This is a genomic window from Siphonobacter sp. SORGH_AS_1065 (genome assembly GCF_030818595.1).
Classification (GTDB): domain Bacteria; phylum Bacteroidota; class Bacteroidia; order Cytophagales; family Spirosomataceae; genus Siphonobacter.
Genome location: NZ_JAUTAM010000001.1, coordinates 40314 through 52244, shown reverse-complemented (window position 1 = coordinate 52244; position 11931 = coordinate 40314). Strand labels below are relative to the sequence as shown.

General features: G+C 42.8%; 9 protein-coding genes. 2 read left to right on the top strand and 7 right to left on the bottom strand.

Annotation, left to right across the window (positions count from 1 at the left end):
- Positions 1-188 precede the first annotated feature (188 nt).
- Entirely contained in the window at positions 189-914 is a 726-nt protein-coding gene (locus tag QE390_RS00165) for a GLPGLI family protein (RefSeq protein ID WP_307140572.1), read from the bottom strand.
- Between the two features lie 963 nt (positions 915-1877).
- On the opposite strand from QE390_RS00165, the gene QE390_RS00160 reads away from it, so the two are divergent.
- Positions 1878-3392, top strand: coding sequence for an FAD/NAD(P)-binding protein (locus QE390_RS00160; protein WP_307140571.1), 1515 nt, complete (start codon positions 1878-1880; stop codon positions 3390-3392).
- A 3-nt stretch (positions 3393-3395) separates the two neighbouring features.
- Complete coding sequence (locus QE390_RS00155; protein ID WP_307140570.1) at positions 3396-4313, top strand: AEC family transporter; 918 nt, start codon at positions 3396-3398, stop codon at positions 4311-4313.
- A 142-nt stretch (positions 4314-4455) separates the two neighbouring features.
- Here QE390_RS00155 and QE390_RS00150 read toward each other — a convergent pair whose 3' ends face one another.
- The 6 genes from QE390_RS00150 to QE390_RS00125 form a co-directional block, all read right to left on the bottom strand.
- Positions 4456-6321 (bottom strand): hypothetical protein, encoded by a 1866-nt coding sequence (locus QE390_RS00150; RefSeq protein ID WP_307140569.1) that lies wholly within the window; start codon positions 6319-6321, stop codon positions 4456-4458.
- Positions 6322-6336: 15 nt separating this feature from the next.
- On the bottom strand, positions 6337-7071 hold the full coding sequence (locus QE390_RS00145; protein ID WP_307140568.1) for a hypothetical protein: 735 nt from the start codon (positions 7069-7071) through the stop codon (positions 6337-6339).
- 183 nt (positions 7072-7254) lie between these two features.
- Complete coding sequence (locus QE390_RS00140; RefSeq protein ID WP_307140567.1) at positions 7255-7701, bottom strand: response regulator; 447 nt, start codon at positions 7699-7701, stop codon at positions 7255-7257.
- Positions 7702-7860: 159 nt separating this feature from the next.
- Positions 7861-10209, bottom strand: coding sequence for an ATP-binding protein (locus tag QE390_RS00135; protein ID WP_307140566.1), 2349 nt, complete (start codon positions 10207-10209; stop codon positions 7861-7863).
- A gap of 155 nt (positions 10210-10364) precedes the next feature.
- Positions 10365-10721, bottom strand: a complete 357-nt coding sequence (locus tag QE390_RS00130; RefSeq protein WP_307140565.1) for a hypothetical protein — start codon at positions 10719-10721, stop codon at positions 10365-10367.
- Positions 10722-11250: 529 nt separating this feature from the next.
- The gene (locus QE390_RS00125; RefSeq protein ID WP_307140564.1) at positions 11251-11676 is read right to left on the bottom strand and encodes a response regulator; all 426 of its coding nucleotides are present in this window, start codon (positions 11674-11676) and stop codon (positions 11251-11253) included.
- Between the last annotated feature and the right edge of the window lie 255 nt (positions 11677-11931).

The following is an 11931-nucleotide window of genomic DNA, read 5'->3' as shown; positions in this document are numbered from 1 at the left end:
ACCCATTAAGCATATTTATTTTTTAGTCTGTAATCATAAATACCATTACCGTAATTTCATTGATAATTGCTATTTTTAACAACTCTTTTGTTGAATAATAAAAAATATATTTTTTATTATAAAAGTGTATCAATATTTGGGCATTAAACAACCACTATAAACTATATAACTATGAAATTTTCTCTATCTTACTCCTTATCATTTTCTAACTGAAACGGATAAATATCAATACTTGGAATATTTAGCTTCTGGGTGAAGCTTATATTTTCCCCTAATGTAGAAGTAGTATTATCTATTTTCATATGTCTTTTAATACTTTCTTCAAGTATCTTTTCGAATTTTTTAGAACTAACATTATCAGGATTACCAAAATTGTAAATATCACGTACGACTACCGAAGAATCCCTAAATTCAAGCTTATCTATCACTATTTTTACTTTGTTATCCTTTGAATGAGCGTCCAGAATGAGACCGGGCAATCCATATAATTTCCAGGGGCCGTCTTCTAATGCTAGGTCTGGAGCAAACCAAACTTCATATTCCCGACCTCTAACGGTGGCATAGGCCGCATTACATTTCCATTTCCCAATCATCCGCTCCTTATTGGAAATTTCCCAGGGAATCGCTACCAGGCTATCTTCTACAAAGTAATTTTTATCGAACGTAGGTTCAGGAGCAATCATACGTTTACGAGTAAAATCCTTGATTATTCCATAAGGCTCATAATCGATAGAAGGATTATTAATCATTACAAATTCAGATTGATTTTTATTAAACCTTAATTCGTATGTTGATACTCCATATTGATTAGATTGAGGGTCGTATAGCATTTCAAGACGATAGGTTGCCACACCGGACACCACTTGAGCTACAGCTTGCTGAGTTAACAATACTAGAAAAAGAAAGTACCGCATATGAACAGGAAGGATTAGGTTAAAGTAAGTAGTTAATCGTTTTTAGCAGTTGATTGATAGTTAATATTTTAAAACTGAACCATAGGTCATTAAATAATGACAAGAACTTATGAAACTAGCTGAATACATTCGTAAAATTTTTACAAGGTGCATGAATATATTTTCTCAACACGTTGTATACTAAATTTAAAGGTTAGATAATATATCTATTTCAACCAGAGAAATATTTCGATACAAGTGTAAAATATGAAAAATAAAAAAGCAAACTATTTTTTATTTTTAAAACAATTTAACAAATACGACATATGCATTTAAATAAGCAAACATATTAAACTCATATTTTATTAAGTGTATTCTTATGGCGAATAGATGATATTATTCATTTAAGCCTATAATGTATAAATGATAGTATACAAATAGATTTAGTCTGCTATCAACATCTGTACCTTTCTTAATTATACATTGATTAATATTTGTACACCAACAACCTATGTAATTCAAATAATCTATCTTTCTTAAGCATGATTCCTACAAACAAACATCAATATTATTCAGCATTATTAGCATATAGTGTAATGTTCATCACATAACTGAATCACATAAAGTATAAGAGATTATTTATTTTAAAATATTTTATTTAATAGCCCAATTAGGATAAAAAAATCCTATTACTAATCGGCTATTTTATGGCCTGTGCCTATGTAAATGCAAGCGTTGAAATCGAAGGGCCTAAAGTTGATTATTTACTAGAGCCGATAGCGTTTTCAAGGTAGTAACCCTAAGTATTTATCGATTTCCTTAACAAATAACCTCTTCCCCACTCTCCCAGTAACCACACCCCACTCACTGGAACACTTTTATACCCTTCTAGGAAAAGTGTTCAATGGATATACATAGGTAAAATTTGGTACTATGAATCCACAGTTCGCTTTTCAATACTCACTATAACTACTTAAAATCGGTATGAGTCCACAACCCCGGCAAACCGTTGCCATTATTGGGGCTGGTGCCAGCGGCGTGAGCTGTCTGATCCAGCTTGTATTTAAACAAATCATTCGTCGTTCCTCTACCCCCCTTTCCCTTTTACTTTTTGAACGCAAGGAAGAATTCGGCCCGGGCTTAGCCTATGGCACGGGTCAGGAAGGTCATTTACTCAATACCAAGGCCGGACTGATGGGAATTATGCCCGGTGAGCGTCAGCACTTTGTCTCCTGGATGCAGGACCATCGGGCCATGATTGAAAAAGAATACCCTGACGTAGATATTCATGAAAATGCTTACCCACCCCGAATGCTGTACGGAAGTTATGTCAAGGACATGCTGGCAACTTATACCCAACTGGCCAAAGAACACGGTATTACCATCGAAAAGGTGGCGGAAGAAATCACGGATCTTGATTTCACTGAAGATAAAATCCTGCACCTCACCACTTCCGGGGGTCAGGTCTTTACCAGTCATTATGCCATTTTAGCGACGGGGAACCCCGCTCCTTCGGCTTTTCAGGAGTTTGAAAAGTTGCCATCTTTTCTCATGTCCCCCTGGCCTACGAGCGTGCTTTTAGAAACCATTCACGATAAAACCGCCTCGGTGGGTATCGTTGGCAGTAGCCTCACGGCTATCGATGCGTTGATTACACTTACCAACAACGGGCATACGGGGCCTATCCATTTTTTTTCCAAAACAGGACAACTCCCCCGCGTACAGTCTCCTACTGAAGTAGGGGTTGATCGCAAACATTTAACGCTTTCCAATATACGTAAACTAATTCGAGAGCAGACCAGAACTCTGCGGGTGAAGGATCTTATTCGTTTGTTTCGAAAGGAAGCCGAAGAACAATTGGGTTACAGCCCCGACTGGTCTCGGGACGAACGAAGCGAAAAGGATGCCCTGACGCTATTACAAGAGGACATCGTGCTGGCTCGGGAGGGGAGTAGCGTATTTCAGAATATCCTTTACGACATGCGGGAAGAGATTTATGACATCTGGCAATTGTTGCCCGTAGACCAGAAACAGTTGTTTGCAAAATGGATCAATCCTTTCTTCAGCATCAATCGTCATGCCATTCCGCTTGAAAATGGAGAAAAAATGGCCCAACTATTTAAATCCGGGCAGGTTCGTATGATAGGTCTTAGCGAAGACATTACCTGGGATGGGGGAAAGTTCTTATTACATCAGCAGGACGGCTCCGTGAGTGACGTAGATTTCGTGATTAATGCCTCAGGACCCGCCACAAAAATTGAACAGATGACCGATCAGCCGCTTCTGCAAGCGTTGCTGGGAAAAGGATACATTCAGGCCTACGGAGCGGGTGGACTAGTGGTTAATCTTCAAACGCTTCAGGTAAAGGCCGAGGGGAAAGAGCTGCCGCTTTATGCCTTAGGTCAACCCCTGTCTGGCATTCAACACGAAGTGAATTCGCTATGGTTCAATGTAGAACAGGCAGACTTACTTACCAATCATCTGCTTGAACATTTGTAGCCCATGGACATCATAAAAGAGTTACTTAGCAAAGTATTACCCCTGTATGGCTTCATCATTTTGGGGTTTTTCGCGGCCCGAAAATGGAATTTGAAAAGCAAATGGATTTCCAAAGTTCTACTCTACGGATTAATCCCGCTCGTTATTATTGAGAATCTTCTCAAAGCCGATCTGTCAGAAACGGCAGTGGTCGGAGCCATGGTTTTTCTGTTGGCGGCACTGATGAATATTCCCGCTCTGGTAGCCAGTCGGTGGATTGCCCCGGATATGAATAAAAACATGCTTCAGTGCAGTTATTCCTATTACAACATTGGCTGGTTTGGCATTCCCGTTGTGATGGCCCTGTTTGGTGAAGCTCAGATGCCGCTGATTATCAGTGCGTACGTAGGTAATGCCTTGTATGGGGATACGGTTTGTTACTATCTGATGTCGAAAACCAATGATGAGTCGCCGGGGAAAGCCTTAGCCAACGTTTTTAAAATTCCGGCTATTTATGCCTGTATTCTCGCCATCGTTTTAAATGTGATGGAGGTAAAGTTTCCCGAAAATTTAGAAATCGCCGGAGACGTAGTAAGCTGGACCATCTCAACTTTAGGAATGTTATTGATTGGCATTACGTTGGAAGGCATTGATTTTAAGGAAGTAGCCTATGCTGTTTTCGCTAAACTACTGGCCATAAGATACGTAGCGGGAGCAGCTATTCTACTAGGTCTGGTTTTTCTGGAGAAAGGATTGATTGGAAAGCTGGATGAAGATCAGTCCAATCTGATGATTCTTCTGGTGAGCTTTCCCATTGCCGCTAATTTAGTGGTATTTGCCACCAATCTGGATACGGAAAAAGAAAACTCTGCCTTAATGGTAGGACTGTCTTCTATTGCTTCGCTCCTACTGGTTCCTTTACTTGCTCTGGTTTTGTTTTAGGAAACCTGGCTATTTTTAGTAGCGTTCCTGTCATTAGTTACTTCTATCTATACTAGCATAAACACTGAATATCAATACATTAAACAGCATTAGCTACTTATTTACTAATGCCCTGCGGGTCTTCGCAGGGCATTAGTCGTATTTATAGACGGGTAATCAGAGCCGTCCAGCCAGTCTGGTGACTGGCTCCTAATCCCCGGGAGGTATCCCCGTCAAAATGTTCGTAGTACAGGATCAGATCTTTGAAGTGAGGATCTTCCGCGTAAATGGTATCCTTTCCATAGCAAGGTCTCAAACCCTTTTCGTCGGGACGGAACGCATGCCACAGTCGGGCGGACAGAAAAGCAGCAGCATCTTTCAGATTCCCCTGATTGTCACTACCTGTTGGTAAGGCTACCTGTACCTGATCCTGGTAATAATTCCCAAATTCTTCCAGCGATTTCACAATGAAGAAATTGAAAGGAAACCAAACCGGGCCTCGCCAGTTCGAATTACCGCCAAACATGTTCGAGTCGGACTCACCAGGCGTATATTGGATTTCTTTATGCTCACCCGCAATCTCCATGGCAAATGGTTCCCGGTAGGCAGCCGATAAAGATCGAATGCCCCCTGGAGCCAGAAATTCGTCTTCTGAGAACAGGAATGAGCTCAACCTTTCCAATTGTTTGGCCGAAAGCAAAGCAAAAAGTAACGATTCCCGATCAGGATTATCATTGATGACACAGTAACAGGGATTATCAGAAGCCGTATGCTGGAGATACTCCTGCACTTTCTCGTAAAAAGTGGGTAACTTCTGAATATGCTCCCGTTCGACGGTCATCACGGCAAAAAGGTTAGCTAGTCCAACCAGCGAACGCAGGGGAATAGTTAGCTTTTCTCCGCTGGGTAAGTGTAAGATATCGTAAGCAAAGCCATTATCACTGTCTGGGTTATCATCGTCAATCCAGAGTTTAGCGATGTTTTCCAGAGCTTTACTGATGTGCAGGTATTGATCGAAATAATAACAGCTCAGGGGTTCATAAATTTCGGGTTTTTCCTGAGCCAGCTCTAAAGCGATTCGCATCATCGAGAGGGTGTAAGCCGCTACCCAGGCAGTAGCATCCGCCTGATCCAGTGTTCCTCCAGCCGGTATGTCTTCGCTTCGATCAAACAGGCTAATGTTGTCCAGCCCCAGAAAACCACCCTGAAACAGGCCATCTTCTACCCCACTGGCGTGATTGATCCACCATTCATAATTGGGTCGCAGGCGGTCGAACATGACGGATAAAAATTCATAATCTTTTCGTCCCGTAAACTCCAGCTCCTGTTTGTAAAAAACCCAACTGATGGCGGCCCGTAACGGCGGGTTATTATCCGAAAAATTCCATTCGTAGGCGGGCAGACGTCCGTCTGGAGACTGATAGCGGAGATCGGCATGCAGGTATAACTGTTGCTTTGCAAATTCCAGGTCAATGCTTTCCACGGCAATCGACTGGAAAGCCTGATCCCAGGCCGCAAACCAGGGATACTCCCATTTATCAGGCATAATCATGATGTGTTCGGCATTCAGGTGCTGCCAGTCTGAGTTACGCCCACTCCAGCGTTCACTCGGAGGAATGGGCTGTCCGACATCCCCTTCCAGCCAGCGACGTACATCGTAATGATAGTATTGTTTGGACCACAGAAGGCCAGCCCAGGCTTGCCGCTTGATGCGGGTATCGTCTTCCGTAAGCCCTTCGGTCAGAGGGGCATAAAAGGCATCTGCTTCCTCGGCCCGTTGGTTAAAAACGGCCTCAAAATCCTCTCCTAAATCGGCGTTTTCGTTGCTGCTTAACCGCAAACGAACTTCCCTGGATTCGCCTGCTCCCAGTGTAATGACATAGACAGGAGCGGCCTTGGTTCCCGTCGGTTGTTGTGAAAACGGTTCATAGTGGCTAGTCGTAACCGCGTCATGAAAAGCATCCTTTACGAATGGGGACGGATTAGGATGGTTAAAGACTCGCTCGGTATTGGTTTCGTTTTCCGTCATTAACACGTGCTGGGCCTAGTCGAAGGTAAAGTGATACGTACCTAAACGCTGATGCGAAGCCCGAAGCTGCTGATCATTCAGGCGTTCAATGACGGGTTTTTCATCTTCTATGTGAAAAGCCCAGCGATTCCGAAACCAGAGTGTGGGTAATAAATGCAGGGTAGCTTCCTGACCGCCCCGATTATGCACGACGATTCGGATCAGTATGTCCTGGGTGTCCTTTTTAGCATAGGAAACTTCTACATCAAAGTAAGCCCGGTCCTTAAAAATACCCGTATCAAGTAATTCAAATTCAGGATCATGCGGACTACGATTGGCGTTCTCTTCAACCAGTTGTTCGTACGGGAAAGCGGCCTGTGGGTACTTGTACAACATCCGCATATGACTATGCGTAGGCGTGTTGTCGAGGTAATAATACAATTCCTTTACATCTTCACCGTGATTCCCCTGCTCATTGGAAAGGCCAAACATGCGTTCTTTCAAATAAGGATCTTTGCCATTCCACAGCGACAAGGCAAAACACAGCGTCTGGGTTTCGTCAGAAATGCCCGCTAATCCGTCTTCGCCCCAACGGTACACCCGCATACGGGCGTGATCGTGGGGAAAAGAATCCCAGGCTTCTCCTTCGGCGGAGTAATCTTCGCGAACCGTTCCCCATTGCCGCTCGCTTAAATAAGGACCCCATTTATACCAGTTTTCTTCATTAGACCATTGCTTGGCCAACCGGTCTTGTTCCAGGTTTTGATTCATGTAATTAAGTATTAATTGTGCAGGTAGTTTATAGTGTATTAACTCAGAATGAATGCTTTTTGAAGGGCGTTCAAAAGGGTAAACGTAATGGCTTTTGATGAGCAGGCCATGCCTCACTTACCAGACCAGGGAAAGTGTGGCTAGTGATGCCAATGGCAAAACAAGTGGGTACATTCCGGTGCATTACCTGACATCCGAACGATTGGGATGCTGACAATCGGACCAGTAACGAATGACCGAATCAAGCTGTCTTTTGAATTTTTCCAGATCGGGACTTTTCTCGAAGAAGCCCTGAATGGTTAAATGGTAGGCTTCCTCAAGTTCTCTTTTGAAGATGGGGTGAGAAAAGAAAACAAATGGAATGGCCTTGGTTCTGATATCATCGTCTTTATCCAACTGTCTTCTCAATTCCATGCCCGTCATACCACTCAGGTGGACTTCAGAGATAATCAAAAAGGGTTGTAAGCTTTTGCTTTCTAAAGCAACAAGTAAATCTTCTCCTTTCGCAAAAAAACGAAGCTGAAGGTACGGGGCTATTTCACTCAGAACGTCTTCATAAATATGTTGATCGTCTTCGTCATCTTCTAAAATAACTAAGGGGTGGGTGTCAAAAGAAAAAGGCTGAGTCATTTTCAAGGGTATAAATAATGGTGTTTTGTATCCCCTACAAAAACCATGCAAGCCCTGTTATTTTTACTCAATGACTAACCTTGCCTACCTGACTTTATTGAAGAAAACCCAGAGCAAAGAAGGGTATATCACTCACTTTCACCAGAAGTATCGCTATTCTTAAACGGGCAGATAAAGTTCAAACAAAGCTCCTTCTCCGAGTTCACTTTCCGCAGTAATGATTCCCCCGTGGTTCAAAGCTACTTTCTGGCAGATAGCCAGCCCTATGCCCGAGCCTTTAAACTCCGCTTTACCGTGGAGTCTTTGAAACACCCCAAAAATGCGTTCTACGTATTTTTTTTCAAAACCTACCCCATTATCCTGAATACTGATGCGGTAATAGCCACTGTTTTTCAACGAAAGTCCGTCAGGAAGTTCATTGGCCGTCAGCGTTCGACAACGAATACGAATCAAAGGCTTCTGGCTTTGCCCATTCAAATCTTTACTACTGAATTTCAATGCATTAGAGACCAGATTTTGCCAAAGCTGTTCAAGCTGGAGGGAATCCCCCAGCACGGTAGGCAGCAGGTCTATGGTAAGCTCCGCCCCGGTCTCTTCCAGTGAAACGGCCAGGTTCTCCTGAACTCGTTCGAGAATTCGGTTCAGGTTAACGGATTTAAGCACGGGTGAAGCGTTTGAGATACGGGAAAAGGCTAACAAATCCGTTACCAATTCACTCATCCGGGTGGCCGATTGGCGAATACGGTCCACATACATTTCATTCAGTACCTGCTCCCGTTCATAGTATTTTACCAACAGATCGCTGAACTGCCGGATTTTACGGAGCGGTTCCTGTAAATCGTGGCTGGCAATAAAAGCAAACTGCTCCAGACTTTCGTTGGAGCGACTCAGGTGCTCGTTGGTTTGCACGAGCGCCTCGTTACTTACCTGCAACTTTTGATTAGAGGTGGCCAGCTCCCGGGTTCGTTCCTGTACACTGGTTTCCAGTTTGTGCTGCATGAGTCGCTCAGCCGTTACCTCTCTAACGAAGCCCCGAATTTGAACGGCCTGGCCTTTCTCATTAAACTGGGTGTGTCCCAACGCATAAAAGATAAGCTTTTGCCGACTCTGCGGATGTCTGATTTCCAGTTCAATTTCAAATTTTCCGGAGGAAGTATCCCGAACGGCAGCCAGATAGGCTCTTCTAAGCTGGGAAACTTGCGAAGACAAAGCCAAAATTTGTTCAAATGTCAACGCAGAGGTCATGCCTATCCAGGTGCTCACGGCGGGAGAAAACATAACAATCCGTTCCCTAATATGCATGACCCAGGTACCTAACTGAGCCAGATCCACGGCGTTCTGAAGCGATTGGCTTGACTGCTCCATTCGTTTCTGAAGCTTTATCTGGGAAGTGACGTCAATAGAAAAACATAGCACGCCATAACTTTGGCCATTCTTGTCCACTAAGGGAGCGTAACAAACGTCAAAAAACTTATGCTGAGTCAATCCTTTTTCCACAATCAGGGCGGGCAACGCTTTTTGCTCATACACCTGCTGGGTAGTGTATACTTCTTTCAGTAATGCTAAAAAAGGCTGTCCTTCAATTTCCGGCATTACTTCTATCAGGGGCTTATTTAATACATTAGGGCCTTTTCCGGCAATTTCGATAAAGGCTTTATTAACGGTAGAAAGCGTGAAATCTGATCCTGTCAGACGGGCAATAGAAACCGGAGCCAACTGAATCACGTGCTCAAGCTTAGCTTTTTGAGTTTCCAGCTCTTTTCGCATCTGCACTTGTAGCGTCACGTCAGTGGTGATGATTAAAAGCGTTGCGTAGCGATTAAGATCTGAATTCCACTGAGGTTGATACGATACATCAACGTAGGCAGGCTGCTCAGGAAAACTTCGCCTGATTTCCACCTCTGACACCCGGTACGCGGTTCCAGTGGCAAGTGCCTGCTGCAGGTGTTCTTTCTGCTCCAAGCTTTCAAGTTCGGGCATTGCCATAGCGATAGGCATTCCCAGAAGCTGATCCGGCGTTTTTTCCTTCAATTTTGCAAAAGAGGCATTGACTTTTATAAAACGGAGGTCTTTTTCATCGAGTAAAGCGAGGCCGATGGGCGAATAATCGAGCCAATCAAAGAGAGAAGGCCATTCCCCCGAGTTGTTTGGATCAGCGGGATTGGCTACCGCCTGAATCACTCCTCTTCCTATGCTTCTTTCCGCTTCCTTCGTCACACTCCCCCAAAGTCGTATCCAGGAAGGAGCTGGTCTGCTAATCTGAAACGTAAGGTCAATCTTCGGCCGACCTGGTAACGTTTGAAAGGCTTCATTCACCTCATTTTGATTCATAGAATGAATATCTTTTATAAACGTTCCGAAATCGCTTTCTGCTGGTTTATCTAATAACTGCTGAGCAAACGTGTCCAGATAAAGCGTTTGAGTAGACGAATCCAGTTGCCAGGTTCCTAGCCCAGCGGCTTGTAAAGCTAAGTTACTAGATAAAGGTAGAGCAGACGAATCAGACATAAAGCAATAAAAATATACTGGAGTTAGAATAATGGACTAAATCCTGTAAGCTAGTAAAAGTTAAGGATTAGTGAATTTTACCTGAGTCAGTCGCTTTGGTATAAGTGTGATGGCAGGCTTGATATTTTTTTATCATCATAACTTCTCTGGTTTGATTATAAATGTTCAAGTAGCCCCAGCAGGTAAGGCAACTTAGGGTCAGGGCTATTACTTAAAAGTGTGCTGACGTGGGGACTATATAAACGGGTTAGCCGATAATTAGTGGGTGTACCGAGTCCTTTCTGAATAATCTTCTCGGCCTCAAGCCGCTCAATCAGAGCCTGTAATAAGTTGATTTCCAACATAGGTTGCGTTTTGGCAAGCAGATAAAGCCATTGATCAAACGTAAACCTGCGTTTAGACCCCAAGCGATAAGATAAAAAACAGAGGCTATAAAAGATTAGGGGATCTTCCAGATGATCCAGCAAATTAATCCATTGTTGTCCTTGAAGGGGTGTGGAAGCAGTAGGCATGAGTAAATGACGGTAGGAATGGCGGTGTTAGAAGATGGTATAGTTCCTTTTCTACCCATGCATGCTACTTTAACAAACCTTCACTGCTATTGTTTTGTACCTATGTCGCCTCCAGTAACAAGCCCTTAGCTATCGTCCTTTCTACTTAACGAACTGAATTTTACTTATAGTAAACTTTTAAGCCAAAATCTAAATAGGAATGATTTACTATGGCTGGGTACCTTATCCACCTACTCGGAAAGGGTGGTTAACGTTTCTATAGTTAATGTTACAGGAGAGATGATTTGTAAAAAATCACAAGTACATTAAATTGCTTGAAAGGTATGCTATCTGAATGTCAGTCTATTACCTATCCTTCTATTTGTTTTCTTGCTAAAGAAAAATGTGTCCAACACTCTTAATCCTGACTTTACGAAAAGAATAGAACATTTGAACTTTAAATGGCAAAGCCTAACCAATGATTTCAATTGGGTAACGAAAACGAAGATACCTGTAACGAAGTAACCCTATTTTATCGAATCACATGTATCTAAGTTAAATTAGGCAGGCTAACGTGTCTTCCCCAAAACGAACAGATTGTATGCCAGAGCTCAATAATGGACGTATATCCTTCTGGTTTAGGGATAAAAGCATTCACTCCTCGCTGATAGGCCTCATTAATAAGCTCTGGACGATTGTGAATCGAGAACATCAGAATAGGTATGGCTTTCCATTCGGATTCTTTCAACTGTTCCATCATTTCAAAGCCGCTCATGCCGGGTAAGTCGTAGTCCAGCAGGATAACGTGGGGGATCAGGTCTTTTGCCTTCAAAAAGGTCAAAGCATTTTCAGCCGTTTCTATACATACATAGTGACAGCTAATGTTGCTGCGTTTATGACCTCTTTCTAATAATTCAATATAGTCTTTATCATCCTCGACTACTAAAATTAATGGTGTTGTGATCGATGGGTTCATGGCTTTATGCTTTTTAAGTCATTGCTAGTGAAAGATGTATTCCAGGCATTTACTTAAACTCAACAAACCCAGCTACTACCAGGCCTGCCTGATCGGGATTCGCCAGCTACCAGAGGTACTTGTATTTAGGTTAAAATATTGATAAGCAAATATTTACTTATCTGAAATTTTAAAATACATACTCAGTAAAAATAGTCATTTGTTAATTTTAACTAAAAATAATCTTTAGTCTTAGATAGTATTTTTTTGTATTGA

Bases quoted from the DNA above. Each gene is read 5' to 3' on its own strand.
- QE390_RS00140 (WP_307140567.1), bottom strand. From the start codon at position 7,701: ATGACTCAGCCTTTTTCTTTTGACACCCACCCCTTAGTTATTTTAGAA.
- QE390_RS00135 (WP_307140566.1), bottom strand. From the start codon at position 10,209: ATGTCTGATTCGTCTGCTCTACCTTTATCTAGTAACTTAGCTTTACAA.
- QE390_RS00150 (WP_307140569.1), bottom strand. From the start codon at position 6,321: ATGACGGAAAACGAAACCAATACCGAGCGAGTCTTTAACCATCCTAAT.
- QE390_RS00125 (WP_307140564.1), bottom strand. From the start codon at position 11,676: ATGAACCCATCGATCACAACACCATTAATTTTAGTAGTCGAGGATGAT.
- QE390_RS00165 (WP_307140572.1), bottom strand. From the start codon at position 914: ATGCGGTACTTTCTTTTTCTAGTATTGTTAACTCAGCAAGCTGTAGCT.
- QE390_RS00160 (WP_307140571.1), top strand. From the start codon at position 1,878: ATGAGTCCACAACCCCGGCAAACCGTTGCCATTATTGGGGCTGGTGCC.
- QE390_RS00155 (WP_307140570.1), top strand. From the start codon at position 3,396: ATGGACATCATAAAAGAGTTACTTAGCAAAGTATTACCCCTGTATGGC.
- QE390_RS00130 (WP_307140565.1), bottom strand. From the start codon at position 10,721: ATGCCTACTGCTTCCACACCCCTTCAAGGACAACAATGGATTAATTTG.
- QE390_RS00145 (WP_307140568.1), bottom strand. From the start codon at position 7,071: ATGAATCAAAACCTGGAACAAGACCGGTTGGCCAAGCAATGGTCTAAT.